The organism is Cryobacterium sp. GrIS_2_6 (genome assembly GCF_035984545.1).
Lineage (GTDB): Bacteria > Actinomycetota > Actinomycetes > Actinomycetales > Microbacteriaceae > Cryobacterium.
Genome location: NZ_JAXCHP010000001.1, coordinates 140,482 through 164,508 on the forward strand (window position 1 = coordinate 140,482; position 24,027 = coordinate 164,508).

At 67.8% G+C, this 24,027-nt stretch carries 28 protein-coding genes and 1 riboswitch; of the genes, 20 read left to right on the top strand and 8 right to left on the bottom strand.

All coding sequences use genetic code 11. The annotated features are described in order from the left end of the window. Window positions 1-100: 100 nt before the first annotated feature. The 4 genes from RCH22_RS00690 to RCH22_RS00705 are packed head-to-tail and all read left to right on the top strand — an operon-like array spanning window position 101 to window position 6,838. Complete coding sequence (locus tag RCH22_RS00690; RefSeq protein ID WP_327012409.1) at window positions 101-1,552, top strand: DUF3375 domain-containing protein; 1,452 nt, start codon at window positions 101-103, stop codon at window positions 1,550-1,552. After that, window positions 1,549-2,295: a DUF4194 domain-containing protein gene (locus RCH22_RS00695; protein ID WP_327012410.1), complete on the top strand. Its 747-nt coding sequence runs from the start codon at window positions 1,549-1,551 to the stop codon at window positions 2,293-2,295. The genes RCH22_RS00690 and RCH22_RS00695 overlap by 4 nt, the downstream gene beginning before the upstream one ends. After that, window positions 2,292-5,648 (top strand): ATP-binding protein, encoded by a 3,357-nt coding sequence (locus RCH22_RS00700; RefSeq protein WP_327012411.1) that lies wholly within the window; start codon window positions 2,292-2,294, stop codon window positions 5,646-5,648. The genes RCH22_RS00695 and RCH22_RS00700 overlap by 4 nt, the downstream gene beginning before the upstream one ends. Beyond that, window positions 5,648-6,838 (top strand): Wadjet anti-phage system protein JetD domain-containing protein, encoded by a 1,191-nt coding sequence (locus RCH22_RS00705; RefSeq protein WP_327012412.1) that lies wholly within the window; start codon window positions 5,648-5,650, stop codon window positions 6,836-6,838. Before RCH22_RS00700 ends, RCH22_RS00705 begins: the two co-directional genes overlap by 1 nt. A gap of 36 nt (window positions 6,839-6,874) precedes the next feature. On the opposite strand, the gene RCH22_RS00710 is transcribed toward RCH22_RS00705, so the two are convergent. Next, complete coding sequence (locus RCH22_RS00710; protein ID WP_327012413.1) at window positions 6,875-7,789, bottom strand: YDG/SRA domain-containing protein; 915 nt, start codon at window positions 7,787-7,789, stop codon at window positions 6,875-6,877. Between the two features lie 195 nt (window positions 7,790-7,984). Here RCH22_RS00710 and RCH22_RS00715 point away from each other — a divergent pair, with 195 nt between their 5' ends. Beyond that, entirely contained in the window at window positions 7,985-8,290 is a 306-nt protein-coding gene (locus tag RCH22_RS00715; protein WP_327012414.1) for a hypothetical protein, read from the top strand. Between the two features lie 183 nt (window positions 8,291-8,473). Further along, on the top strand, window positions 8,474-8,857 hold the full coding sequence (locus RCH22_RS00720; protein ID WP_327012415.1) for a PH domain-containing protein: 384 nt from the start codon (window positions 8,474-8,476) through the stop codon (window positions 8,855-8,857). A 62-nt stretch (window positions 8,858-8,919) separates the two neighbouring features. On the opposite strand, the gene RCH22_RS00725 is transcribed toward RCH22_RS00720, so the two are convergent. The 4 genes from RCH22_RS00725 to RCH22_RS00740 form a co-directional block, all read right to left on the bottom strand. Next, entirely contained in the window at window positions 8,920-9,294 is a 375-nt protein-coding gene (locus RCH22_RS00725) for a YccF domain-containing protein (protein WP_327012416.1), read from the bottom strand. 56 nt (window positions 9,295-9,350) lie between these two features. Then, window positions 9,351-9,998: a hypothetical protein gene (locus RCH22_RS00730; RefSeq protein ID WP_327012417.1), complete on the bottom strand. Its 648-nt coding sequence runs from the start codon at window positions 9,996-9,998 to the stop codon at window positions 9,351-9,353. A 25-nt stretch (window positions 9,999-10,023) separates the two neighbouring features. Beyond that, window positions 10,024-10,140: riboswitch (SAM riboswitch) on the bottom strand. 249 nt (window positions 10,141-10,389) lie between these two features. Beyond that, the gene (locus tag RCH22_RS00735) at window positions 10,390-10,548 is read right to left on the bottom strand and encodes a hypothetical protein (RefSeq protein WP_327012418.1); all 159 of its coding nucleotides are present in this window, start codon (window positions 10,546-10,548) and stop codon (window positions 10,390-10,392) included. 147 nt (window positions 10,549-10,695) lie between these two features. After that, entirely contained in the window at window positions 10,696-11,271 is a 576-nt protein-coding gene (locus RCH22_RS00740; protein ID WP_327012419.1) for a TetR/AcrR family transcriptional regulator, read from the bottom strand. Between the two features lie 124 nt (window positions 11,272-11,395). Between RCH22_RS00740 and RCH22_RS00745 the strand changes: the two genes are divergently transcribed. The 3 genes from RCH22_RS00745 to RCH22_RS00755 all read left to right on the top strand — a co-directional run bounded on the left by RCH22_RS00745 (window position 11,396) and on the right by RCH22_RS00755 (window position 12,818). Then, entirely contained in the window at window positions 11,396-12,013 is a 618-nt protein-coding gene (locus RCH22_RS00745; protein WP_327012420.1) for an NAD(P)-binding domain-containing protein, read from the top strand. 266 nt (window positions 12,014-12,279) lie between these two features. Further along, window positions 12,280-12,555 carry a type II toxin-antitoxin system Phd/YefM family antitoxin gene (locus tag RCH22_RS00750; protein ID WP_327012421.1) on the top strand — a complete coding sequence of 92 codons (276 nt, stop codon included), beginning with the start codon at window positions 12,280-12,282 and terminating at the stop codon, window positions 12,553-12,555. Continuing rightward, window positions 12,552-12,818, top strand: coding sequence for a type II toxin-antitoxin system RelE/ParE family toxin (locus tag RCH22_RS00755; RefSeq protein WP_327012422.1), 267 nt, complete (start codon window positions 12,552-12,554; stop codon window positions 12,816-12,818). Before RCH22_RS00750 ends, RCH22_RS00755 begins: the two co-directional genes overlap by 4 nt. Here RCH22_RS00755 and RCH22_RS00760 read toward each other — a convergent pair. After that, window positions 12,815-13,660 (bottom strand): DUF429 domain-containing protein, encoded by an 846-nt coding sequence (locus RCH22_RS00760; RefSeq protein ID WP_327012423.1) that lies wholly within the window; start codon window positions 13,658-13,660, stop codon window positions 12,815-12,817. The genes RCH22_RS00755 and RCH22_RS00760 overlap by 4 nt on opposite strands. Window positions 13,661-13,766: 106 nt before the next feature. Between RCH22_RS00760 and RCH22_RS00765 the strand changes: the two genes are divergently transcribed. Beyond that, window positions 13,767-14,177, top strand: coding sequence for a DUF2256 and DUF3253 domain-containing protein (locus tag RCH22_RS00765; protein WP_327012424.1), 411 nt, complete (start codon window positions 13,767-13,769; stop codon window positions 14,175-14,177). Window positions 14,178-14,217: 40 nt separating this feature from the next. Here the strand turns inward: RCH22_RS00765 and RCH22_RS00770 are convergent, their stop codons facing one another. Continuing rightward, entirely contained in the window at window positions 14,218-14,808 is a 591-nt protein-coding gene (locus RCH22_RS00770) for a TetR-like C-terminal domain-containing protein (RefSeq protein ID WP_327012425.1), read from the bottom strand. 203 nt (window positions 14,809-15,011) lie between these two features. Between RCH22_RS00770 and RCH22_RS00775 the strand changes: the two genes are divergently transcribed. The 8 genes from RCH22_RS00775 (at window position 15,012) to RCH22_RS00810 (ending at window position 20,525) form a co-directional block, all read left to right on the top strand. After that, entirely contained in the window at window positions 15,012-15,845 is an 834-nt protein-coding gene (locus RCH22_RS00775) for an alpha/beta hydrolase (RefSeq protein ID WP_327012426.1), read from the top strand. A gap of 284 nt (window positions 15,846-16,129) precedes the next feature. Then, window positions 16,130-16,360, top strand: coding sequence for a dodecin (locus RCH22_RS00780; protein WP_134445971.1), 231 nt, complete (start codon window positions 16,130-16,132; stop codon window positions 16,358-16,360). After that, window positions 16,357-16,695 (top strand): transcription initiation protein, encoded by a 339-nt coding sequence (locus RCH22_RS00785; RefSeq protein ID WP_327012427.1) that lies wholly within the window; start codon window positions 16,357-16,359, stop codon window positions 16,693-16,695. The genes RCH22_RS00780 and RCH22_RS00785 overlap by 4 nt, the downstream gene beginning before the upstream one ends. Before the next feature lie 314 nt (window positions 16,696-17,009). Continuing rightward, complete coding sequence (locus RCH22_RS00790; protein ID WP_327012428.1) at window positions 17,010-17,360, top strand: PadR family transcriptional regulator; 351 nt, start codon at window positions 17,010-17,012, stop codon at window positions 17,358-17,360. Continuing rightward, the gene (locus tag RCH22_RS00795) at window positions 17,353-18,420 is read left to right on the top strand and encodes a DUF1648 domain-containing protein (RefSeq protein ID WP_327012429.1); all 1,068 of its coding nucleotides are present in this window, start codon (window positions 17,353-17,355) and stop codon (window positions 18,418-18,420) included. Before RCH22_RS00790 ends, RCH22_RS00795 begins: the two co-directional genes overlap by 8 nt. Next, window positions 18,417-18,803: a PLD nuclease N-terminal domain-containing protein gene (locus tag RCH22_RS00800; RefSeq protein ID WP_327012430.1), complete on the top strand. Its 387-nt coding sequence runs from the start codon at window positions 18,417-18,419 to the stop codon at window positions 18,801-18,803. The genes RCH22_RS00795 and RCH22_RS00800 overlap by 4 nt, the downstream gene beginning before the upstream one ends. 34 nt (window positions 18,804-18,837) lie before the next feature. Next, window positions 18,838-19,767: an ABC transporter ATP-binding protein gene (locus tag RCH22_RS00805; protein ID WP_327012431.1), complete on the top strand. Its 930-nt coding sequence runs from the start codon at window positions 18,838-18,840 to the stop codon at window positions 19,765-19,767. Further along, window positions 19,764-20,525: an ABC transporter permease gene (locus RCH22_RS00810; RefSeq protein WP_327012432.1), complete on the top strand. Its 762-nt coding sequence runs from the start codon at window positions 19,764-19,766 to the stop codon at window positions 20,523-20,525. The genes RCH22_RS00805 and RCH22_RS00810 overlap by 4 nt, the downstream gene beginning before the upstream one ends. A gap of 549 nt (window positions 20,526-21,074) precedes the next feature. Here RCH22_RS00810 and RCH22_RS00815 read toward each other — a convergent pair. Beyond that, on the bottom strand, window positions 21,075-22,079 hold the full coding sequence (locus RCH22_RS00815) for a DMT family transporter (protein WP_327012433.1): 1,005 nt from the start codon (window positions 22,077-22,079) through the stop codon (window positions 21,075-21,077). Window positions 22,080-22,204: 125 nt separating this feature from the next. Between RCH22_RS00815 and RCH22_RS00820 the strand changes: the two genes are divergently transcribed. Both RCH22_RS00820 and RCH22_RS00825 read left to right on the top strand, forming a co-directional pair. Further along, the gene (locus tag RCH22_RS00820; protein WP_327012434.1) at window positions 22,205-22,777 is read left to right on the top strand and encodes a CGNR zinc finger domain-containing protein; all 573 of its coding nucleotides are present in this window, start codon (window positions 22,205-22,207) and stop codon (window positions 22,775-22,777) included. 325 nt (window positions 22,778-23,102) lie between these two features. Next, complete coding sequence (locus tag RCH22_RS00825) at window positions 23,103-23,765, top strand: Ltp family lipoprotein (protein WP_327012435.1); 663 nt, start codon at window positions 23,103-23,105, stop codon at window positions 23,763-23,765. The last annotated feature ends 262 nt before the right edge of the window (window positions 23,766-24,027 follow it).

Consider the following 24,027-nt stretch of genomic DNA (forward strand, 5'->3'; position numbering starts at 1 on the left):
GCGGCCGCGATGCGGCCGGTGTATCGCCCGAATGCTGCATGATGATTTCGGGGGGCTTCGTTGCCTGCGCCCAATTGCCCGAGCCGAAGGAGCTTGACGCGTGTCCGCTCTGAGTCAGACCCACGCGCTAAAACACCTTGTCGAGACGGATGCTACCTGGCGGCTCCTCCGAGCCGACAACGCCCCCGTGATCGCGGCTCTACTCAGCGAGCATCTCGGCGGTGAGAGCCGGCGGCTTGGTACCGATGAGCTCTACGAGCGCCTTGACCACGACCTCGAGGCGCTGCGCGCGCACGGGATGGAGCTACCGCAGAGCGCTCAGGGGTACTGCGCCGAGTGGCGCAAGGCGGGTTTCCTCACCCGCCGCCCGGCCGAGGAAGCGCGCCGCGAGACGTTTGAGCTGGCCTTGGGCGCGCTGGGCGCTATCCGTTTTCTAGAGCAACTCAACGCTCCCCGGCAGACGGTCACCGAGTCCCGCCTGGCCAGCATCGGCGCCCAGTTGGGCCAGCTGGCTGTCGAGACGGACCCTGACGCCACCCGCCGGCTTGAACAGCTGCACGCGCAACGCGACCGCCTCGACGCGCAGATCGAGCGCATCCACGCCGGCGACCTCGACACCCTCGACCAAACCCGAGCGCTCGAGCGAGTGCGGGACATCCTCGCCCAGGCCGAAGAAATACCGTCCGACTTCGCCCGGGTGCGCGCCGAGTTCGAGTCCCTCAACCGCGACCTGCGCGCCCGCATCGTCGAGTCCGACGACACCCAGCGCACCGTGCTCGACGAAGTATTCCGCGGCGTCGACCTGATCGGCGACTCCGACGAGGGTCGCAGCTTCGCCGGCTTCTCCGCGCTCGTGCTCGACCCCGCCGTGGGCGCCGCGTTTGACGACGACATCGAGCGCGTGTTGGCGCGCGATTTCGCTGGTGAGCTCACCAACGCCCAGCGTCGGTTTCTTCGCCTTTTCATCGGCACGCTCAAAGACCACAGCGGCGAGATCCACGAGGTCATCACCGCGTTCGCCCGCGGGCTGCGCCGCTACGTGCAGTCCCAGGACTACCAGCGCGACCGGGTATTGCGCGGGCTATTGCGTACGGCGCTGGCCGCCGGCGTCGAGGCATCTGCGCACGCCAAGCCCTACCAGCCGACAACCCTGCACCTCGAGCTCTCCGCGGTGGCCCTTGGTAGCGTGGGCGCCATCCGGCTGCACGACCCCGCCGACCTCGACGCCAGCGCACCGATCGTCGAGCACGTGGCCGGAACCGCCGACCTCGAGGCCCTGCGCGCCCTCGCCCGCGCCACCGAGATCGACTTCGGCGAGCTCATCGGCAACGTGAACGCGGTACTCGCCGAGGTGCCGCAGTGCACGGTGCGTGAGGTACTCGAGCGGCACCCGGCCAGCCAGGGCGTTGCAAGCGTCGTGGGACTGCTTACCCTCGCCGCCACCCAGGGCGCCACCGGCGACGGCGTCGAGACCGTGCGCTGGCAGGGCGCCGATGAGACGGCACGGGCTGCCGATATTCCGATCTACCGCTTCACAGGGAGACTGCTTTGACCGAGTTCGGCACCGAGACCAGCACCAGCACCGACACGGATGCCGCCTCCGCCACCGCACTCTGGACGGGAGACACCGGCGTGATCGGCGAGCAGACGCGGCGGGCGTTGCTTGAGCTGATCAAGGGCCCCTATCTGTCGGGCGTGAAGGCCCCCGCGCTGTGGTCGGCGCTGCTGGCCGACGAGGTAGCCATCCGTTCGCGCCTGCACGAACTATTCCTGGAGCTGGTCCTCGACCGGGTCGGCGAGTTCGCGTTCGTGCGCAACGTGAGCACCACCGAATTCAAGGTGCCGATCACCGTGCGCACCGCGGCACTCACTTTTCTCGACACGGCGATGCTGCTCGTGTTGCGGCAGATGCTGCTGGCCGGCGAGGGCGACGGCCGGGTGATCGTGGGGCAAGAGGATGTCTTCGAGCAGCTGCGCGTGTACCGGACCGTAGACCGCGACGAGAGTGACTTCAACAAGCGGCTGAATTCCACCTGGCTCAAGATGAAGAACACGCTGCGGGTGATTCACCAAGCCGGCGCCGAGGATCGGGCCGAGATCTCGCCGGTGCTGCGGCTGATCGTGGACGCCGAGCAGATCGCGGCGATCAGCGGTGAGTACTGGCGGATCGCCGAGGGCGGCGGGGCCGTTCTTGCTGATTCGGCTTCTAACCCGCATGTCGGTGGGTTCGGCGATGCTGACGTCGATGGCGCAGATGACGCCACGGATGACTCGATCGAGGAGAGGACTTCATGACAATGCTCGAGATGACGGGCCTCGACGATGAGCAGGGCACCGACGGCCGGCCGGCCGCCAACGGGCCGATCCACGTGGGCCAGTGGCGCCTCGCCCGGGTCGAACTGCTCAACTGGGGCACCTTCGACGGGCACCACCGCATCGATGTGGCCCGCAAGGGGCATCTGTTAACCGGGGCATCCGGCTCGGGCAAGTCCTCGCTGCTCGACGCGATCGGCACAGTGCTCACCCCCGACAGGTGGCTGCGCTTTAACGCCGCCGCCCAGGACTCCACGAGCCGCAACGACGACCGTACTCTGGTCAGCTACGTGCGCGGGGCCTGGAGCAAAGAGGCCGACGAGACCCTCGACCGCGCGGTCAGCACCTATCTGCGCAAGACCGCGACCTGGAGCGGCATCCTGCTGCGCTTCGAAAACGAAAAGGATGCCCCGATCACCCTGGCGCGTCTGTTCCACCTGCGCGGGGCGAGCGTCGATAAGGCCGACCTGAAGGATGCCTGTTTCATCGACCGGGTCGACGTGAGCCTGCTGGATTTCCGCGAGCATGTCGCATCCGGAATCGAAGCCCGCCGCATCAAGAGCGCCTGGCCGGCCGCGGTGGTGACGACCACCGGATCACACGCCCCGTTCTACGCTAAGCTGCGGCGCCTGCTCGGTATCGACAGCCTGAACGCGCTGCACCTGCTGCACAAGACCCAGTCGGCGAAGAACCTCGGCAGCCTCGACCAGCTGTTCCGTGACTTCATGCTCGACGAACCGGCCACCTTCGCCCGGGCCAAGAACGCCGTGGAACAGTTCGGCGAGCTCAACGAGGCTCACAAGCACGTGGTGGAACTGCGCAAGCAAGCCGATCACCTGACCGGTCTCGAGAAGTCCATCGCCGACTACGAGTCAGCGGCGGCGATGGCCGCAGAGGCCGAACGACTCAGCGCGCTGATCGACCCGTTCCAGGCCCAGCTGACGTTGCGATTGGCTGGGGATGAGCGCGGGTTGTTGCGTGCGCAGCAGGCCCGTGCCGCCGAGGAATCCCAGCGAGCGGATGCCGCGCGAGACGCCGTCGCGGACATGCTGCGGGCCGCCGAGCGGCGGTCCCTGCAGCTCGGCGGTGATGAAGCAGCGCAGGCCCAAGATCGAGTGACCGCCGCCACTGCGGCCGCCGGTAACACGGCGCGGCAATGGGCCCGATTCGCGGGGGATTTGAAGGGCGTGGGCGTTGACCCGGTGCCGCAGAACGGAGAGGAGTTCGCTGAATTCCAGGAGTCGTCCCGGCGTGTGCTGCTGGCGTCACCTCCGGAGGCTGCCCACGAGCACAGTGACAACGAGAAGTATTCCGCGGCTGGTCGTGACCTCAAGGCGATCGATGGTGAGCTGAAAGAGCTGAGCAATCGCCAGAGTAACCTGCCGGCCGAGCTCCTGCGTGCCCGCAGGATGCTGGCCATGGAGCTCGGAGTGACCGAGGTGGCATTGCCCTTCGCCGGTGAGCTGATCGAGGTGCTGCCCCAATTCGGCGAGTGGAGCGGCGCGATCGAACGGGTGCTATATCCGCTCGCCAGCGCGCTCCTGGTGCGCGACGACTACCTGCCCGAGGTGCGTCGACGCGTAGAGGCCCGCAACCTTGAGGCCCGACTTGTTTTCGAGGCCGTTCCAGCGATCGCCGATGCACCTCGCGCCGCCCGCACCGCCACGTCGCTGCTGCACCGCATCCGCGTCAGTGACGGGCAATTCCACGATTGGCTGCTCTCGCGCACGGCTGCTGAGTTCGATTTTGCCTGCGTCGACCACCCCGATGATCTTGACCGGGTCGATCGAGGGGTGACTATCGGTGGGCAGATCAAGAAGTCGGCCCGCCGCTATGAAAAGAATGACCGTCATCGCATTGACGATCGCTCGCACTGGATCCTCGGAGCGGACAACGAAGCCAAGATCGAGCTGCTGCTCGCGCATCGGCGAGACGCCGAGCTGCGTCACCAAAAGTTCGGTGGCAGGCTTACGAGGGCGCAGGCCGATCGCGACGCCGCGACCAAGCGGCGCATAGTGTTCGCGCAGGTTCTGGACCGGGAATGGTCCGAGTTCGACCGGTCCGCGGCCGACGAGCTGGTCCGGGTGCGCCACCGCCAGCTAGAGGTCCTGACGACAGACAACCTGGAGCTGCAAGACGCTCTCGAATCTGAGACGCAGGCGCGTGCAGGCTTTGACGCCTCCGAGAAAGAGGCTCGGGCGAAGGCCCTTGAGCTCAGCCGGGTCGCTGCGGTCGTGCATGAGGTGAACCAGCTCATCCACGAGCTCGAAGGGCGGGCGCAGGATGCCCAGCTCAGCGAGGCCGACATCGCTGCGCTCGAGACGCGCTACAGAACAGTGCAGCGCAAGATCGACCGCGGCAACATCGGCGAAATCGGCCGCAAGGTTAGCGATGCGCTGCACAAGGAGTCGAGCACCGCCCAGGGCCTGCTCCGGCGCGCGGAATCCGACTTCGGCGCTGGCGCCATAGTGTTCAGGGCGACGTGGCCCGCGGCATCGGGGGACCTGACCATTTCCATCGACGATCGCGCCGGCTACCGTGCGCTCCTCGCGGGCATCATCGAGCGCGGGCTGCCCGAGCATGAGGCCAACTTCCTCAAACTGCTGCGGGACAAGTCGCGCGACCTGATCGGTCTCCTGGCCTCGGACATCCGTGATGCCCCGAAACTGGTCGCTGATCGCATCGAACCCGTCAATTTCTCGCTCGGGCGCTCGCGCTTCGATGTGGAGCGCCACCTGCGTATAGACGTCAAAACCCGGCGAACTCCCGAAGTTCTGCAGTTCATGGCCGACCTCAAGACCGTCGTCGACGGAGCGTGGGGCGATGACACCCTCGCCGCAGCCGAACTGCGATTCGCCGTGCTCAACCGGCTCATGAAACGCCTTGCCTCTAGCGACAATGCCGACGTGGCCTGGAGTCGCCGGTGCCTCGACACGCGCCAACACGTCACGTTCATGGCGAGCGAAATAGACCTGGCTGGACGGGTCATGAACGTGCACGATTCGAGCGCAGGGCTCTCGGGCGGGCAGCGCCAGAAACTCGTGATCTTCTGCCTGGCCGCCGCCCTTCGCTACCAGCTCGCGGCCGATGAAGATGAACTGCCGTCGTACGCCACGATCATTCTCGATGAGGCCTTTGATAAGGCCGATAGTCGGTACACGCGGATGGCGATGGACGTGTTTGTGGAGTTCGGATTCCACATGATCCTGGCGACCCCGGAGAAACTGCTGCAGACGATCGAGCCGTATGTGGGTGGTATCACGTCGATCACGAACGTCTCCCGCCGGGATTCGCGCACGGCCGCTGTGGTCTACCGCGACGACGAGGATGCCTGATGGCCGCTCCCCGCGGCATGGTGACCGTCGACGACGCTCGGGCACGTGCGCTGAAGAAGGCTATGTCCGACCAGCGCGACTGGGCAGCCTTCGGCGGGGAGGATGCCCGGCTAGAGATCTTGCTTCACCCGCCCACGGAGCGGGCAGCACTTGACGACCAGGGGGCCGCCATCGCTTGGGTCCGCGCGTGGCAGGCCGCCGACGCTACTGGCGCCACGGTCAAGGTCACCTGGGGAGTGCGCCAGTGGTCGCGAATCGGAGCACAGAACGTGCCAGAGCGGTGCGTGCTCCGGGGCGCGGATGCGATCGCGGCGTTCGCCGGCACTGCCGCCAGCCGAGACTGGCGGGTGCTGCGCGAACGCGCCGCACTTATTCGCGTTGCGTTCGCCGATCGGGCGGCGTCGACTGGCGCCCTCGCCGCAGCGATTCGCACGCACGCTCGCACGCTGCAGCAGCTGGCGGAGACGGACTTCGCCACACTGCTGCTGGTCGTGGCGTGGCTGGCTGAACATCCGGCATCGGGATGGCGTATCCGGCAGCTGCCGATTCGCGGGATCGACACGAAATGGCTCGAGGGGCACCGGGCGGTCGTCGAGAGTCTGCACGCCGCGGTTAGTGGTCGCGTGTCCCTCGGGCTGCTCGACGCGCCAACCATGGTTCGCGTGCGGTTCCTCGACCCGGCGATGCGCCCCGGGGGACTGTGCGACGTGATTGCCCCGGTGGAGGAGCTCGCCGCGCTCGACATTGCGCCGAGCGTTGTGTTCGTCTTCGAGAACTTGGAAACTGTGTTCGCGATGCCTGAGCTGCCAAGAGCCGTCGTCGTGCACGGCGGCGGCTATGCGGCTCCGCGCCTCAGCGGCATCCCCTGGATCCAAGCGGGCCGCATCATCTACTGGGGCGACCTCGACTCGGACGGTTTCGCCATCCTGCATGCGCTGCGCTCGGGCTGCACCAATGTCACAAGCGTGCTCATGGACGAGGAGACCCTGGAGGCCTATCGCGATCTCTGGGTGCCCGAGCCCAAGCCGGCGGCTGGTACCTATGCGACGCTGACGGCGGGGGAGCGGCGAGTACTGGAGCGCATCCGTTCCGAGGGGAACGTGCGCCTGGAGCAGGAGCGGGTCGCCTGGAAGTACGCGCTCGCGCAGCTCACGGCAGCTTCCGCAGGGTTAACAAACGCAGCATCGTAAGCACGCCTCCGGGCGTGGCCACGATCTTTGTTGGCCCTAGGCAGACGGCTTCAGAAGACGCATATCGCTCGCCAGGCCACGTGCTCCCAGCCAAAGGGCTCGATGGTATCCGGCGTTCGAGGGTGCGACGACGTGATGCTTACGAAAGGCCAGGTTGGCAATCGGAGTCATTGTGCGCGTTTCAATGGCCTCCATCTCGTCCGTCAGAATTAACCCACCCAGATCAAACTGAGTGTGGTGATTCGGGCAGAGGCACAGGATGTTGCTCAGGACATCATGACCAAGGTGAGGTCGGCCCAAGGGCCTGACGTGAGCGCCTTCGGCGTAGGAGGCATTGCCCGACGTGGGGATTGACTGCTCGCAGACCTGACACTCGTAGTCGTAGAGCTTCTTCACCTCACGTGCCAGCTGTGAGTCCCGAATCCGACGGGACACGATTGTCGTGGCGAATTCTGGGTCGGGCACGTTCAAAGCTTGCGGTTCAAGCGGAACTTGTTCATCGATCCGTTCGAGTCGGAAGCGAATGATCTGAAAACCATCCCGACCGAGCTCCATCCACCACTGGGTGACCAAATAGAGCCCGGAGTAGATGTAGCCCGCGGGTGGGGCAAACGGAGAACCCTTGTGTTTTCCTCGGACGACGCGAACGGGCAGAGCCGCGGCGTGGCTCGTGATGAGACCTGCATTGCCCGAAGCATCCTGCGACTGATCCATGATTTGACGCGGACTGTTGGGGTCTTTGCCGCCGTGTCCGGAGTAGATGATGTAGTCGCCGTGGTCTTCGTCGTCGACGTAACCGCCAGAAATGACGATCGAGTCGGAACCTTCCGACTTCGTTCCGCTGATGCCAGCTTGCGTTGGGCGGTGGACGAATGCTTCGTGCAGTTCGCGGCGGTCGATGAAGAACTGGCCAACTTGTACCCCCGCTGGTGTTCCAAAGAATCTATTCATGGTGAAGCCCCCCACCGCTCACTATATCGACCCGCGCGAAGACATTCTGCAGGCCGGAGGCGCTTTTCTTGGCCCTAGGTGCCGGCCACGGCCTGCGGATTTCTTGATTTAGTTCTGGCCGGACATCCTCGGCCGGATTCGGGCGATCGCGCCGGACGGCGTCGACAAAATCGTCGAGGTCGCCCCTCCCTGAACGTGCAGCTCGGCCTCGCCGTCATCCCCAACCGCGGATCGATCGTCGTCCACGCCAACAGCGGTGGCGACCAGATGACCCTTGACTCGCGTCGCCACTTTAGCCTCAACGCGCGTTACCACTTCGTGCTGCTCTACACCCTGGTCGCCGACGTGATCCGGGCTGCGGGCGAGGACATCAACACCGCACTCGCCGACGACGCCCTGGCTGTGGGGGAGGAGGCCAAGCTGCCACCTGAACCGCTTCGACCTCGCTCACCATGGATGCCCAGGCCCTGGTCTCGAACGGAGCGGTCGGGACGGCACTAATCGGCATGTCGGTAGCCTGACCCGCACCTTAGCGACGGTGGCGGGTGAGGTAGGGCCCCACTTGCCGGCCTGCCCGACACGGCGCAGGAGGTCGCTAGTGAGGAGCAACTCCCGGTGAGGGCGCAATAGAGTGTCGATGCCACATCCGTTTCGATGAGGTAAAACTCGACCCAAAGGATACTCATGGAAGCCGCTGCAATCACGACCTGGACCTTTGTTTCCGAGGTCCCCATTCCGGCCGACGTGGAAGCCCTGCTGGTTCCAGGGGAGAAGGCGGTCGCCGCCTACAAGACGTTCCGCGACAGCGCTATCTTCACCACGAAACGGCTCATCGTGCGGGATGCCCAGGGAATAACAGGCAAGAAAGTCGAGATGTACTCGCTTCCGTACTCCAGCGTGAACATGTGGTCGTCGGAGAACGCCGGTTCGCTCGACATCAACGGGGAAATTGAGCTGTGGACGCGCGCCGGCCACATCAAGATCAAGGTCGGCAAAGCCGTCGATGTACGAGCCCTTGACCGCCTCATCACCCACGCCGTGCTCGGAGCGGAGCTGGTGATCGTCTAACCGTAAGACTCCGCAGTATCCGCCTGCGGTGGAAGCCGGGTATCCCGGGCTCAATGACGCACCTACGGCAGGTCGACGATCTCCTTGCCGAGCGGCAGGAGCGCGACCGGGATCAGCTTGAAGTTGGCGATTCCCATTGGGATGCCGATGATCGTGATGCAGAGCGCGATGCCGGTGGTGAGGTGGGTCAGGGCGATCCACCAGCCGACCAGCACCACCCAGAGCACGTTGCCGAGGAAGGACCCGAGACCGGCGTTCGGCGTGGAGATGACGGTCTTGCCGAACGGCCAGAGCGCGTAGACGCCGATGCGGGCGGCGGCGATTCCCCAGGGGATGGTGATGATGAGCACGAACATGATGAGCGCGGCCAGCATGTAGCCGAGGAACAGCCAGAAGCCCGAGAGCACGAACCAGATGATGTTCAGGAGAGTCCTCATGATCGTCCCATTCTCTCAGGTCGGCTGAATAGGGTCGCCACACAGCTCCTCCGACGTCAGGGCTGCGGCGGGCCGAGCAGCTGCCGGACGGCGGCCACCGGCGTCAGGCCCGAGCGGACCAGGCCAAGCCATGGCGCCCAGTCGCTCGCCTCGATCAGCACACGAACGGAGCTGCGCGGGGTGGCCTCCATCGTGACGAGCGGATGCGGCCGCAACACGGGAGTCGCTTTCAGCTGCCGCCGGCGCCGTGCGGTGCCGAGCTTCGGCGCGGCGTCCGGAACGAGGAGTCCGGCGTGCAGGGCCTGCCGCAACCGGAAGTACTGGGTGGGAGTGAATCCGCTGTCTTCGAAGCCCAGTGCCACACGCACCCAGTCCAGGTCCGTGTCTTCGCTCCAGCGCGGCTCGACCCGCAGGTCGCCGAGGGCCTTCGGCGCGATACCGCACTGCACGCGCCGCCAGTCGGTGCGGCGCTCCTGCGGGATCTCATGCCAGGTGTGCCGGCCTCGACCGACCGAGCGGATGCCGCCATCCTCCTGACGGCTCTGGACGTAGGCCTCGGCGACCGCGGCCTCACGCTCCCACCGGATTTCCGCCTTCCACCTGCCGTATCCCGCGTACATCTCCCGATTGCGTTTGCTATCGAGCGCGGTGCGCCGCTCGGCGAAATCGATGACGTTGCTGGTGCCGTGGTCCTGCTCAGGCATGGCTGCCCCTCCCGGAGGCCGTGCCTCCATCGACTTGCCCGCCAGCGGATGCCGGTGGGCCGGTTCTTCCCCTGGGGCACCCCTGTCGATGGACGGGGTTGCCGGACAACCAGCCAGGTACTGAAAGTTGTCGCTCGTGAACCTGAGCCGACTGTATCGGCTGCGGCCGACATCCGTGAGCGGGCATTCTCGGGTCGCGCGCTGCGGCACCGACCTGAGCGCGCCGCAGCTGCTCTACCGGCGGTTAGGCGGTGTACGCGGCGGCCACGTCGAAGATCCAGGTCACGCCGAACGCGTCGGTGAGCATGCCGAATCCGGGGCGGCAACGTCCCGCGGCGAATAGCCCGGTCTTAACCTTCGGTCCTGTGCGTCGACGAACCGCCTGGCAGGTTCAAGCTTTGGGGTGCCGGCGTCGACGCTGCACCAACGCGACACTGCCCGTGACCGCGAGGGCGATCACGGTCAGGACGAACATCCACAGCCCCGCGTAGGTGGACGCGGCGACCCAGTCGGGTGCGTAGAGCGGGTCGAGTCCCTGTTCCTCGCGCACGCGCTACTTCACGCCTTCGATCACCGTGAGCACGATCGCGGCGAGAAGCCCGACGACTTCCGGAACCGTGAAGGCTATCGAGACTCGTTTCATCAGACGATTCATTTGTGATTTTGCCTCTGGTCAGGGAAATGACGAGTCAGGGGTTCATCGTATGGCGAGGGGGAGGGCGTTGTCGATGAGGACAACGGCGATAGCCGCGGCGGTGGCGAAGGCGTCGGCGTCGAGGACTCGGCCGCGGGCCGAGGCGCCGTCCAGGAGTAGTGCCAGTTGCTCACCGAGCCCTTCGGGGTCGGGGGCGCCGGCCTCGCGGGCCGCTTCGGCGAGCCGCGCCGCAAATGCCTTCTTGTGGTCGCGGGCGAGGACGCGGGCGGGATTGCCCGGGTCCTGGATCTCGACGGCCGCCCCGATGAACGGACACAGGGGCGGGTGGATGTCGAAGACGGCGAGGAGGCGTTCGCGGGGGGTGAGGTCGGCGCTGTCGAAGATCTCGGGCATGATGTCGGGGTCGAAGCGGCGCAGGTACTCGGCGACCAGCTCGTCCTTGCCGGTGAAGTGCTGGTACAGCGTGCGCTTGGACACCCCGGCCACCGCGCAGATCTGGTCCACGCCGGTGCAGTTGATGCCCTGATCGGGGAACAACTGCTGCGACGCGCTGAGGAGGCGCTCTCGGGCGCCCCGGCCGCTGCGCAGGCCGCGGGGACCCTTCTCCAATTCCGTCATACGCCCAGCGTAGCCCAGCTGGTACCGATCGGTGTGCATAGGTTGACGCGCCGCGCATCCGCCCGTTAGGTTAGGTACGCAGATCGGTGTACATAGCATCGGCGCGGCGATTGGAAGAGACACCATGACCACTATCACCATCATCGGCTCGGGCAACATGGCCACCGCCATCGGCACCCGAGCGGCCCGGCACGGCCACACCGTCGAGCTCATGAGCCGCAACGCCGCCCAGGCGCAGGCGCTCGCGGAGCAGATCGGCAACGGAGCGATTGTCGGCACCTTCGGTGCGCGGCCGGCCGGTGACATCGTCATCCTGGCCGTGCTCTACGCCGGCGCGGTGGATGTTGTCACGCACTACGGCGAGGCGCTGGCCGGCAAGATCCTCGTCGACATCACGAACCCGTTCAACGCGGACGGAACAGGAGTCGTGACGACCCCGGGCCACTCGGTGTCCGAGCAGATCGCCGCTGCCGCGCCCGAGAGCGCTGACGTGGTGAAGGCCTTCAACACGATCTTCGGCGGCGTCATGGCCGAGGACAAGCCCGTGGACCTGTTGTTCGCCGGCGACAGCGCCGAGGCGAAGGCGAAGGTCGCGGCGTTCCTGGAGAGCCTGGGCATGCGGCCCCTCGACGCGGGCGGGCTGGAAATGGCGCACGCCCTGGAATGGGCGGGCATCCTCCTGGTGGGCGTGGCGCGCAACGGCGCCGGCTTCAATATCGCACTGGGCGCCCGGGCCCTCTGACGGTTCTCGCCAGCCGTCGCCTGGGCCGCGGCTGGCGCCCGCGCCCGTTTCGGCAAGCCGCGCCCGAAACGGCGGGCGCGGGCTGCCGAAACCGGCGCGGGCGTGGCGTCAAGGGGGCGCGGGCTGCGGAAACCGGCGCGGGCGTGGGCTCGCGAGCGGGCTCGACCTCGGATTTGTCGAGGTAGTCGACGTGCGCCTCCAGGAGGAAGACACTGCGCTCTAATTGCAGCCTTGTGGCAGCCATAATCCGGGCGTACCATGGCCCCATGCAAATCCTTCCGATCTCCGCCGTGAAGAATCGGCTCAACGAGCTCGTCGACGCCGCCAACGTGACCCGTGAGCAGATCACGATCACGAAGAACGGGTCGCCTGCGGCCGTGCTCATCGGAGCCGACGAATGGGAGTCGTTGCAGGAGACGCTGTTCTGGCTTTCGCAGCCGGGCGTCAAGGAGTCGGTTGAGACGGCGCGCGCTGAGGTTGCCGCTGGCGAAGGTCTATCCGAGGAACAGATTCGTGCCGAGTTCGGCGTTCCGAAGCGGTGAGCTTCGAGGTGATCTTCTCCCCAACAGCCAGGCGCGATATGCAGGGCATTCCGCCGCGAATCGTGCCGGCGATCGTCGAGTTCGTCTACGGCGATCTCGCTGAATCCCCGCGCCGCGTCGGAAGACCGCTCGAGCGAGAGCTCTCCGGTTCTTACAGCGCCCGCCGTGGTCCGTACCGAGTGCTGTACGACATCCTCGAGGATGAGGGCAAGGTCGTCATCCTCAGGGTGGACCACCGAGCGGACGTCTACCGCGCGCTTTAGTGGTGCTTGGGCCGAGCCACCCGCCCGCCGGGGCGTTGCTCGGGCCGAGCGGGCGCGATAATGACCGGCACGCGCCCCTCGGCATCCGGGCCGTCGGTCGCCCCGAGAACCTGGCATCGTTCGGTGCCGAACTGGGCCCAGAGGGCGGCGGTCCACGCGCAGAGGGTGGCGTCGAGGAGGTCCTCGCGGTGCTTGTATGCGGCGTCGTTCAGGGGAGAGGCTTCCTCGAGCAGGGTCGCTGTGGTCGGGTGGGACCGGAGGTCGAGAGCCGGGCGGATGTCGGTGAGGCGCAGCATCCGCTGCAGGAGGTCGTCGCATTCGGCGGCGCGGAAATCGCGCCGGGCCGCGGGGGACGGCAGCGCCGGGTTGAAGCGTTTGTAGCGCGGGCGCTCCACGTCGTACCCGAGTTCGGGCGCGCCCACCAGGGTCGTGTACGGGTAGCACTCGAAGAACTGGACCTCCTCGGGGAGGGGTGGCCTGCTGCCGTCGGTGTAGGCGAATCCGGCCTGCTCGAGGCGCGTGCGGAGGGTGACACCGCCGAGCCAGGGGAGGCCGAGGTTGGAGGGGTTGGCGTAGACCTGCCACTGGCCGTAGCGCTGGGCGACTTCGCGTTCGCAGGCGCGCATGCCGGTCGTGTTCGCGACGACGAGGGGCGCGTCGATCGCGATCACGTCGCCGGGTGCCGCTCGCGTGATGACCCAGGCGGCGACGGCATCGATGCCGCGTGCCCAGCCGGCGTCGAGCACGGTTCCGGACGCGTCGATCAGCGCCAGGCCGGTTTCGTTGGCGGTTTTGGTCGTCGTGCCTTCGCCCCAGGCGAGGTCCACGCCGATGTAGTTCACGCTCGCGGAGGTTCCATATTCATAAGGGTCCCATTCTCGTCTCTGTCTCGTCCCATTCGGTCGTGTGCGACTCGCACCAGACCCTCGGTCCAGCAGGATGGTAAGCATGGCTCACCGACAGCGAAAACCGGCCGATCCCGACGCCGCGGGTGACCGGGCGGACAAGACGTGCGCGTCGTGCGGCCGGCGCATCCAGTGGCGCGCGAAGTGGGCGAACAACTGGGATTCGGTGAAGTACTGCTCGGCCACGTGCCGAGGACACGGTGTCACCGCGACCGACCTCTGGCTCGAAGAGACCATCGCGACACTGCTCAGTGCGCGGGCGACGGATGCCACGATCTGCCCCTCCGAGGCGGCGAAAGAGGTCGGTGCCGAGGAATGGCGCGGGCTCATGGAACCGGCCCGACGCGCCGCACGTCGCATGGTCGCCCGGGGCGAACTGGAGATCACGCAGGGAGGGATCGTGGTAGACCCGTCGACGGCGAAGGGTCCGATTTTGTTGCGGCGACCGCATTAGCGGCATCGAGCCAGTCGCCCGGCCCGGGCGACGGGACCGTTCATCGGCTGGGCTGCGGGGTGCTGGTGTCAGTCCACTGGGTCAGGGCGACGATGAATCCGTGGATCAGGCGGTCGAAGCTCCGGTTGATGTCTGCGCTCATCGCGAAGGACCCGCCGGTTTCGAAGGAGATGAACCCGTGCAGGGTGGAGCGGAAGGCGCGGATGGCGTCGATGGCGTCGTCGCCCTCGAGGTGATACGCGGTGAGCACGTCGCTGATCAGCTGAATGATCGCGAGCGACACGGCTTCGTCCTCGAGGTCGCCCGGTGCGGGCATCCGGTTGGCGGCCTCATACCGCGCGGGGTGCTGCAGCGCCCACTGGCGGTAGGCGTGCGACATGGCCGAAATGGCATCCGCACCGGAGCGCCCGACGGAGGCCCGCGCGAGCACCTCGCCCATGTCGCGTTTGGCGTGTACGGCGATGTCGCGGTGGAGGCCGGCCATCGAGTCGATGTGCTTATAGAGGGACGGTTGCCGAACGCCGAGGCGCGCGGCCAGTGCGGCGAGGGTGAGCGAGTTGAGGCCGACTTCATCGGCCATCACGGCCGCTTCCTCCGCCACGCGGTCGCGGGTGAGCCCGACCCTAGGCACGGGTGGGTGCTCCGGCCCTGGCGCTGACACGTCGTCGAACGAAAGCGGATGCTGTTTCCATAGGGCTAAGGATGACCCGCCTATTGGCTAGTGTCAATAGCCAAACCGGCGCGGAGGCGAGCTGGCCTGACCGGCCTGCGTGCAGCATCCGCTTTTCTAATTTGGCTATTGACACTAGCCAAAAGGGGATGCATAGTAGCTGCATGACCTCCTCCACTGACGCTTCGGCCGCATCAACCCAGTACCTCGCCCGCCCCGAGGGGCGCATCGCCTATGACCTCCAGGGCGCCGGACCGCTTCTCGTACTCGTGCCGGGCATGGGCGAGTTGCGGTCCTCCTATCGCTTCCTGGCCCCGGCGCTCGTCTCTGCCGGATACTCGGTGGTCACCACCGACCTCCGCGGGCACGGCGACAGCGACACCTCGTTCTCCTCCTACGGCGACATCGAGACCGCAGCCGACATTCAGGCCCTGATCGCGCGGATCGGCCGGCCGGCGGTGATCGTCGGCAACTCCCTGGCCGCCGGAGCCGCCGTCATCGTCGCCGCGGAGCATCCCGCCCAGGTCGACGGTCTGGTTCTGGTTGGCCCGTTCGTGCGGAACCCGCCATCGAACGTGTTCACCCGCGGGCTGTTCCGCGTGATGATGGCCCCGCTCTGGGTCGCGCCGATGTGGAAGAGCTATATGCCCACCCTCTACGCCGGACGCAAGCCCGACGATTTCGAGGAGTACCGCACGGCGGTCATCGCCAGCCTGAAGCGCAAGCCGTACGGCCAGGCCTTCTCACTCACCACCCAGCAGACCACCCACGACCCCGCCGAGGCGAAGCTCAGCGCGGTCACCGCCCCCACCCTCGTCATCATGGGCGACAAAGACCCCGACTTCAAGGACCCGGCCGCCGAAGCGCGTTTCGTAGCGGATGCCCTCCACGGCTCGGTCGTGATGGTCGCCGATGCCGGCCACTACCCCCAGGCCCAGCAGCCGGACATCACCGCGGCCGCCATTCTCGGGTTCCTGAAGTCCCTGCCCAGCGCCTAGGCCGGTCTTTCGTGCCCGCGCCTAGGTCGGACTCTCGTGCCCGCGCCCGTTTCGGCAAGCCGCACCCGAAACCGCGGGCGCGGGCTGCGGAAACCGGCGCGGGCGTGGGGGAGAAGGGGCGCGGGCTGCGGAACCGGCGCGGCCGTGGGGGAGAACGGATGCGCGGCCGCCACGTGGGTCGGCGCTGGACTGTGGCCGTTGAAGGCTCGGTGCTCGCGGGCTATGGTCGGAGCACTCGAGGCGAGGACGCCGCGGGTTCGGCACGAAGGTGGAGGGAACAAGCGATGACGAATCACACGTACCGCGTCACGGAGATTGTCGGGACGTCGCCGGACGGAACGGATGCGGCCATCCGCAGCGGACTCGAGCGCGCGACCCGCACGCTGCGCAACGTGGACTGGTTCGAGGTGGTGGGCACCCGCGGGCACGTGGAGGACGGCGTGATCCACCACTTCCAGGTGACGCTGAAGGTCGGCTTCCGGCTGGACGACGCCGATGAGGTCGCCGATTCATGACCAAGTACCTCATCTCGTTCCCGAGCAGCGCGATGGTGGTCGCCGACGAGGAGTTCCCGGACGTTGTCGCCGACTCCCATGCCGTGGTCGCGGAGGCGAAGGCGGCCGGCGTCTGGGTGTTCGGCGGGGGGATCGACGAGGGCGTCGCTCCGGTGCTGGTTGCCGCCGACGGGTCGGCGGGAGCTCGGCTCTATCCGGGCTCCGCGCTCACGGGCGGGTTCACCGTGCTGGAGCTGCCGACCCGGGAGGACGCGCTCGAGTGGGCGCGGAAGATCGCGGTGGCGTGCCGGTGCGCGCAGGAGCTCCGCGAGTTCGGTTACGACCCGGAGAGCTAGGGGTACCCGGGCGCGAGGCGGGCACAAGTGGCGGCGTCCGCCAGGCGTCGAGACCCAGCCGTCGGCGGGCATCCGCTTGCGCTCGCGCCTGTTTCGGGAGGCCGCGCCCGAAACGGGGGGCGCGGGCTGCCGAAACCGGCGCGGGCGTGGGGGAGAGGGGGCGCGGTCTGCCGGAACCGGCGCGGGCGTGGGGGAGTGGTCGTGCGTGCAAGAGCCGCAGGAACTCGCCTGCCGTGCGCCGGTAACGTGTGTTACCTTGTAGTTGGCATAACAAGCAACCGGGTGTGACACGGTACAGGATGCGAGGCGGGACGATGGCGATCGAGGGCGAGGCGATTCCGTCTCAGTTGCGCAAGGGCGTGGTCGAGCTGGCCGTGCTCGCGTTGCTGCACCGGGGCGAGGCATACGGCGCCGAGATCGTCGACCGGCTGGTCCAATACCCGGGCCTCGCCATCAGCGCCGGCACCGCGTACCCGCTGCTGAACCGGCTGAAGAAGACCGGCCTGATCACCTCCGAGTGGCAGGAATCGCCCGTCGGCCCGCCGCGCAAGTACTACCGGCTGTCGCCCGCCGGCGAGCGGGCCTTCGTTGCGATGACGAAGGTCTGGACCGCGATGAGCGCCGACATGACCGACCTTCTGGGAAAGGACGCGACCCGTGCGTGACCACTCCGAACCGTTACCCGGCGACACCGTCCCGCCTGCCGGAGCGGATGCGCTGCTCCACGACTACTTCGACCGCCTGCGCGGCGCCGCGGCGCGGCTGCGCATCGACATCGACGCGGACGCGCTCGCCGACCTGCTGGCGCACGTCGAGCATCGCCTCGACGGATCCGATCGCAGCGACGACACGGTGCTCCGGGTGCTGGCCGAGCTCGGAGAGCCCGAAGCGCTCGCGCGCGCATATACGGTCGATGATCGCGACTCTGACGTCGACGGCGACTTCGACACCGACCGAGTTTTTGACTCCGGCGTCGACCACGACGGGGGCACGGATGCCGCCGCTCGCGGCCCCCGGGACATCGCCGCCGGGGGAGTGCCGCGCACCCACCGGGCGGGCCGGTTCCTCGGCGTGCCGTATGACACCCGGCAGCCCACGTCGGAGCGCTTCGCGAGCCGGTCCTGGGACCCGCGCGACCCGAGCATCCTCGTGCCGAAGGCGCTCGGCATCGGCTGGACGGTCAACTTCGCCGCGCTCGCCGTGCGTGCTCACCTGATCCGGCCGGACGACGAGGACGAACCGTTCGCCGAGGCGCCCGCGTGGGCGGTCGCGGCGACCCTCGCCGCACCGATCCTCGCCGGGGTCGTGTTCGCCACCCTCGCGGCCGTGACCTGGGCCGGTCTGCCCGAAACCGTCCCCTCGCACTGGGGAGTCACCGGCGAGCCGGACGGCTACTCGAGCCGCACCGCCAACCTCCTGCTGCTGAGCGGGTTCGTGCTGCTGCCGCTGCTCGCCGCGGCCTGGGTGCACCTGGCCCGGCGGGCGGCGTGGAGCCGGGTCGCCGCATCCGCCGGGAGTCTTGCGCTTGCGCTCGTCGCGCTCGTCTGCCTGGTGCAGACCCTCTTCGCGGTGCAGGGCGGCGCCGGAATGTGGCCGACCTGGATCGGACTGTGCCTCGTGCTCGTGCTGCCGTTGGGGTTGCTCGTCGGTGTTTCCCGGACCGGTCGCGCCGCCGAACAACGCCGCGACTTCGCCTCGGCCTCGAAGAAGGGTTCCGTGTCATGAACATGCCTCTGTCGTCACTCCCCGGGTGGGCGTGGATCGTCATCGCGGCGATCGCGGTCCTCCAAGTCACCCTCGACGTCATCGCCCTGGTCGACCTGTACCGGCGGCCCGCAGATCGGGTTCTCACCGGCAACAAGTGGGTGTGGGTGGCCGTGATCCTGCTCGCCAACCTGCTCGGCGCCATCCTCTACCTGGTCGTGGCCCGGAAGCCGGCCGTGCTGGACGCGGTAGCGACGCCCCGCCCGCCCTCGATCAGCCCCGACGCGGTCGCCGACGCGCTCTACGGCCCCGTCATAATTTCTGCAAATCCCACCGGAGCCGGCGAACAGCCGCGCAATTCCGGGCCGGGGACGTCCACTCCCCAGAATTTGCCGGAGTTATGACGCGCACCGCGCCGCACAGGGAAGCGGGTCTCCGATGAGTTTCGCGATCCGCACCCGTGGCCTGACCAAGTCCTATGGCGAGCACCGCGCGCTCGACAATGTCGATCTCGAGGTCGAGGAGGGCTCGATCTTCGGCTTCCTCGGCCCGAACGGCGCCGGGAAGACGACGCTGCTCCGGATGCTGACCGGGCTCGCCCGGCCGACGAGTGGCGGCGTGCAGATTCTCGGCCGCGACGTCACGGCCGTGGACGACTCGATCCGCGCCCGGATCGGCTTCCTGCCCGATGTGCCCGGCTTCTACGACTGGATGACCGGCGAGGAATTCCTCCGGTTCGTCGGTCGGCTCTTCGCGATCGACCGGCGCACTCTGGATGACCGCGTCGGCATGCTTCTCGGACTCGCCGGCCTGACCGACGTGACCACCGCGATCGACGGGTACTCCCGCGGCATGAAGCAACGGCTCGGGGTCGCCCAGGCGCTCATCAACGCGCCGCAGCTGCTCCTCCTCGACGAGCCGACGAGCGCCCTCGACCCGATGGGACGCCGCGACGTGCTCGACATGCTCAGCTCGCTGCGCGGGCGCACCACCGTATTCTTCTCGACGCATATCCTCTCCGACGTCGAGCGGGTCTGCGACACCGTCGCCATTCTCGACCACGGTCGCGTGGTCGCACACGGCCCGATTCAGGAACTCACGTCCCGCTACGCCGAACGCAAGGTGATCCTCGAGGTCACGGATGCCGCGGGCGACCTCGCGCAGGACATCTCCCGGGAGCCGTGGGCGACATCCGTTGCCGTGGGCCCGACCGGTGCCCTCGAAATCACGGTCACCGACATGGACGCGGCCCGCCGGGCCATCCCCGTGCTGGTCGCCGCCCGGCACACCGGTCTGTGCCGCATGGATGCCGGTGAGCTGGGCCTCGAAGACGTCTTCGTCAGTCTGGTCGGAGGGGGGACCGGATGAGGGGATTCGCGGCGTTCGCGCGCAAGGAGATCCTCGAGATCGTGCGGACCTGGCGACTCTGGGTGCTCCCGGGCATCGTGCTGTTCTTCGCGCTGACCGGGCCGGTGATGGCCCGGTTCACGCCGGAGATCCTGCGGGCGGTCGCGTCCGACCAGCTCGGGCAGTTCACGCTCCCGGACCCGACGTATGCCGACGCCTACACGGGGTGGATCAAGAACCTGTCCCAGATCGTGCTGTTCGCGCTGATCATCGTCTACGGCGGCATCGTGTCCTCCGAGCGGCGGAGCGGCACCGCGGTGCTCGTGCTCACCAAGCCGGTGTCGCGCGGCGCGTTCATCCTCGCCAAGGCGATCGTGCACTCGGCGTTCCTCGCCGTGCTTGTGGTCGCGGGCACGCTGGTGACCTGGGGCGGGACGGCGATCGTCTTCGGGGAGGCGCCCGGCGGGGCGCTCTTGTCGGCGTCACTCGCCTGGCTGGTGTTCGGTATCCTGTTCGTCGCCCTGATGACGCTGCTCTCCGTGGTGATCAGTCCCACGGCCGGAGCGGCCGGTGCCGGGCTGGGCGCGTATGCGCTCGTGACGATCGCCGCGCTGTGGACGCCGCTCGGCACCTATTCACCGGCGGCGCTGACCGGCGTGCCGACTTCGCTCGCGCTCGGGAAATCGGTGGAAACGTTCTGGCCGGTCTGCACGGCGCTGCTGCTGGCCGCGGCACTGGTCGCGCTTGCGGTCGCGGCCTTCCGGCGGCAGGAACTCTAGGCCTGCCGGACGGTGCCGCGCCCCTTTTGGTAGCCCGCGCCCGAAACGGCGGGTGCGGGCTGCGGAAACCGGCGCGGGCGCGGGGTGAACGGATGCGGCGCGGTACGTGCGCTGGATGCTGGCGGCGAAGGGCGGCATCCGCTCACGACCGCGCCCCTTTCGGCAGGACGCGCCCGAAACGGCGGGTGCGGGTTGCCGAAACCGGCGCGGGCGCGGTGCGAAGAGGGCGCGGGCTGCCGAAACGGGCGCGGGGGGAACGCGGCGCGGGCCGCCGAAGCCGGCAGTGCTGCGGCGATCGACTTGTCGGCCGGCGTTGTCCGATCACGCCCGCGCCCCTTTCGGCATGGCGCGCCCGAAACGGCGGGTGCGGTGTGCCGAAACGGGCGCGGGCGTGGGGTGAAGTGGGTGCGGGCTGCCGAAACCGGCGCGGGCGTGGGGTGACGGGGGCGCGGTTTGCCGAAACCGGCGCGGGCGTGGGGTGAACCGATGCGGCGCAGCGGGTGAGCCGGATGCCAGCGGCGACGGGCGGCATCCGCTGGCAGGTGCTCGTCAGCCTCGGTATTCGTTGGCCGTCACAGGCTCGACGACCCCGGCGTCGGCCACGACCGGTACCGGGATGAGCGGTTCGAGCGTGGCGGGAATGGCGGTTTCGGAGCCGGCCGCACGCACGGCCGCGATGCCGCCGAGGATGAGCGCGCCGCCGAGGAGTTGGAGGGGTGTGAGCTGCTCGCCGAGCAGCAGCCAGGCGAACAGGGCCGCGAAGACGACCTCGAGCAGTGAGACGAAGGAGGCGAGCCGGGACCCGAGGGCTTCGGCTGAGGTGATTCCGGCGACGTAGGCGAGTGCGGTGCTGACGACCGCGACGATGACGAGCGGCACCCACCAGGGCAGGGCGGTGCCCGCGAGAGGCACCGGGCCGAACGTCGCGAAGAGGGGGAGAACGCCGGTGACGCCCAGCCCGCCGAGTACGAGGCCGCCGAGCACGAGTCCCGCGGCCGCGAACCCGACCGGGGGCAGCCCCTCGCTCGGGCGGGCGGCCATGACGAAGTAGATCGCGCAGCCGACCATGGCACAGGCGGCGAAGGCGAGGCCGAGCGGGTCGACCGCCCGAATCGCGCCGGGGCCGACCACGAGCACGAGCCCGCCGACGGCGAACAGCGACCCGACCAGGACCAGGGCGTGCGGGATGCGCCGGGTCATCGCCCACACGACGCCGACCAGAAGCAGCGGCGCGAGAAGTTCGATGAGCGCGGCCGTCGCCACGGGAATGGTCTGGATCGCGGCGAAGTAGAAGAACTGGGTGGCCGCGACGCCGGCGAGGGCCATCGCGAGCACGCGCCACCGTGCCCGCCACAGGGCGGGCCAGGATCCGCGCAACGAGACCAGGGCGAGCGGCAGCAGCACGAGCCCGCCGAGGAGCACGCGTGCGGTGACGGCGGCGCTCGGGGACCAGCCGGCCTCGAGCAGGGGCTTGATGAACGCACCGGAGGTGCCGAAGGAGAGCGAGCCGATGACCGCCACTGCGAGACCCGCTGAGGGGGACGAGATCTTCATGGGGGCTCCTTGTGCTGCCGACTCTGCTTCCGGCTTCCGTCGCGCGCTCTACTGCCGTGCGTAACGTTACGGTCTACTATTGGGTATGACCATAACGTTAGGCGATGGTCGGGTTAGGAGTCAACATGCAGTTTGCCCATGACACCGTGGAGTCGCTCGAGTTCGCGGTTGACCTCGGTAACACCGATCCCGCGGCCTCCCGCAGCGGCACGGATGAGCTCGCGACCCTTGAACAGCTCGCGGACTTCCTCGCCGACTATCCCTTCTCCGGCCGTATCGACGGCGACGAGCTCGAACGGCTCGACGTGCTGCGCGCCCGCGACGAGGTGCGGCTCGTCTGGACCCGCGACCGCGACACTGCAGCGCTCCAGGTCAACGCCATGCTCGCCGAGGCCAGGGCCCTGCCGTACCTCGCCCGGCACGACGCATCCGACTGGCACCTGCACGCGACCACGCCCGACGCCCCGCTTGGCGAACGCCTGCGCGTGGAAGCCTCGCTGGCCCTGATGGACGTGATCCGGATGGACGAGATGCAGCGGCTGCGCAGCTGCGAAGCGTATGACTGCGCCGGCCTGATCCTCGACCTCTCGCGCAACGGGTCCAAGCGCTTCTGCAGCGCGCGGTGCGGCAGCCGGATGAACATGATCGCGTTCCGGAAGCGGAAGGGGAATGGCGCGGACGCGGGCGCGGCGGGCTGACGCGGGTCGCCCGTGTCAGCCGGGGATCGCGAAGCGGACTTGCGCCCCGAAAGGGGGCGCGTGCGCCCAACGTCGTGGACAGGGGAGACTGCCACGACGGTGCCATACTCGCCCTATGGCAACACCTGAACCGTTGGGGGACGGCTCGCAGGAGCCCCGACCTGCTTACTCACAGCCTCCATTCGTGCCCACTTACCCCGGAGCAACCGGGACACTCCCACCGCAGCCGCCCTTACCGAAGAAGCCGACGGGTCTTGCCCTTGCCGCGCTCATTGTCGGTATCGTGGCGTTCCTTGCTGGGTGGGTTCCCGTGTTCGGAGCGCTCATGGGAATCGCCGCCGTCGTGCTGGGCATCTTCACACTGCGCAAGCACCAGTCCAAAGGAATGGCGATCGCCGGCATTGTGCTCGGGGCTATCGCGGCGCTGACGTCGATCCTCATGACTATCAGCGTCGCCGTGGCGATGAGCAACCCGTCGGCTTTCAAGCCGAATGTGGTGATCACGCAGTCGGCCAGCCCGAAGCCAGCCATGACCGTAACACCAACCCCAGTCGAGACGGCAACACAAAAGCCGATCGAGACCGTAGCGCCCACACCAGTGAAGACGACGGCACCGGTCCAGGAGACGAAGGCCCCAGCCGCTCCCGCCCCGGCCCCGGTCGCCCCTGCCGCTCCTGCTTTACCCGCCGAGTACAAGTCCGCGCTGGCCAAGGCCGGGAGCTACTCGAAGACGATGCAGATGAGCAAGGCGGGAATCTACGATCAACTCACATCAGAGTACGGCGAGCAATTCTCGCCGGAGGCTGCTCAGTACGCGGTGGACAACGTCCAGGCTGATTGGAACGCGAATGCTTTGGCCAAAGCGAAGTCGTACCAGACGCAAAGGTCGATGTCCCCCGCGGCGATTCACGACCAACTCACCAGCGAATACGGCGAAAAGTTCACTAGCGCGGAAGCTGACTACGCGATCCTGCATCTGAACGACTAACCAAGCCTTCAATAGCTACAATCCCGCCTGAGGGCGGGTTCTCGTCGTTCACCAGTCGTGGCCGCCAAGCGCCTTCTTTGGTTGACCGCGCCGCCGGCCAGGTGCCGTCAGCGGCCGCGCCGGTTTGCGCAGGACGCGCCCGAAACGGCGGGCGCGGTTTGCCGAAACCGGCGCGGCGGCGAGCGCACATGGGCGCGGGCTGCCGAAACGGGCGCGGGCGCGAATGAAGGCGACGGGACCGGGCTCGCGGAGGTCGTATAGC

Excerpts from the sequence above, each read along its gene's own strand:
- RCH22_RS00700 (WP_327012411.1), top strand. The coding sequence starts at position 2,292 with ATGACAATGCTCGAGATGACGGGCCTCGACGATGAGCAGGGCACCGAC.
- RCH22_RS00705 (WP_327012412.1), top strand. The coding sequence starts at position 5,648 with ATGGCCGCTCCCCGCGGCATGGTGACCGTCGACGACGCTCGGGCACGT.
- RCH22_RS00710 (WP_327012413.1), bottom strand. The coding sequence starts at position 7,789 with ATGAATAGATTCTTTGGAACACCAGCGGGGGTACAAGTTGGCCAGTTC.
- RCH22_RS00720 (WP_327012415.1), top strand. The coding sequence starts at position 8,474 with ATGGAAGCCGCTGCAATCACGACCTGGACCTTTGTTTCCGAGGTCCCC.
- RCH22_RS00725 (WP_327012416.1), bottom strand. The coding sequence starts at position 9,294 with ATGAGGACTCTCCTGAACATCATCTGGTTCGTGCTCTCGGGCTTCTGG.
- RCH22_RS00730 (WP_327012417.1), bottom strand. The coding sequence starts at position 9,998 with ATGCCTGAGCAGGACCACGGCACCAGCAACGTCATCGATTTCGCCGAG.
- RCH22_RS00740 (WP_327012419.1), bottom strand. The coding sequence starts at position 11,271 with ATGACGGAATTGGAGAAGGGTCCCCGCGGCCTGCGCAGCGGCCGGGGC.
- RCH22_RS00745 (WP_327012420.1), top strand. The coding sequence starts at position 11,396 with ATGACCACTATCACCATCATCGGCTCGGGCAACATGGCCACCGCCATC.
- RCH22_RS00750 (WP_327012421.1), top strand. The coding sequence starts at position 12,280 with ATGCAAATCCTTCCGATCTCCGCCGTGAAGAATCGGCTCAACGAGCTC.
- RCH22_RS00765 (WP_327012424.1), top strand. The coding sequence starts at position 13,767 with ATGGCTCACCGACAGCGAAAACCGGCCGATCCCGACGCCGCGGGTGAC.
- RCH22_RS00775 (WP_327012426.1), top strand. The coding sequence starts at position 15,012 with ATGACCTCCTCCACTGACGCTTCGGCCGCATCAACCCAGTACCTCGCC.
- RCH22_RS00780 (WP_134445971.1), top strand. The coding sequence starts at position 16,130 with ATGACGAATCACACGTACCGCGTCACGGAGATTGTCGGGACGTCGCCG.
- RCH22_RS00785 (WP_327012427.1), top strand. The coding sequence starts at position 16,357 with ATGACCAAGTACCTCATCTCGTTCCCGAGCAGCGCGATGGTGGTCGCC.
- RCH22_RS00790 (WP_327012428.1), top strand. The coding sequence starts at position 17,010 with ATGGCGATCGAGGGCGAGGCGATTCCGTCTCAGTTGCGCAAGGGCGTG.
- RCH22_RS00800 (WP_327012430.1), top strand. The coding sequence starts at position 18,417 with ATGAACATGCCTCTGTCGTCACTCCCCGGGTGGGCGTGGATCGTCATC.
- RCH22_RS00805 (WP_327012431.1), top strand. The coding sequence starts at position 18,838 with ATGAGTTTCGCGATCCGCACCCGTGGCCTGACCAAGTCCTATGGCGAG.
- RCH22_RS00810 (WP_327012432.1), top strand. The coding sequence starts at position 19,764 with ATGAGGGGATTCGCGGCGTTCGCGCGCAAGGAGATCCTCGAGATCGTG.
- RCH22_RS00815 (WP_327012433.1), bottom strand. The coding sequence starts at position 22,079 with ATGAAGATCTCGTCCCCCTCAGCGGGTCTCGCAGTGGCGGTCATCGGC.
- RCH22_RS00820 (WP_327012434.1), top strand. The coding sequence starts at position 22,205 with ATGCAGTTTGCCCATGACACCGTGGAGTCGCTCGAGTTCGCGGTTGAC.
- RCH22_RS00825 (WP_327012435.1), top strand. The coding sequence starts at position 23,103 with ATGGGAATCGCCGCCGTCGTGCTGGGCATCTTCACACTGCGCAAGCAC.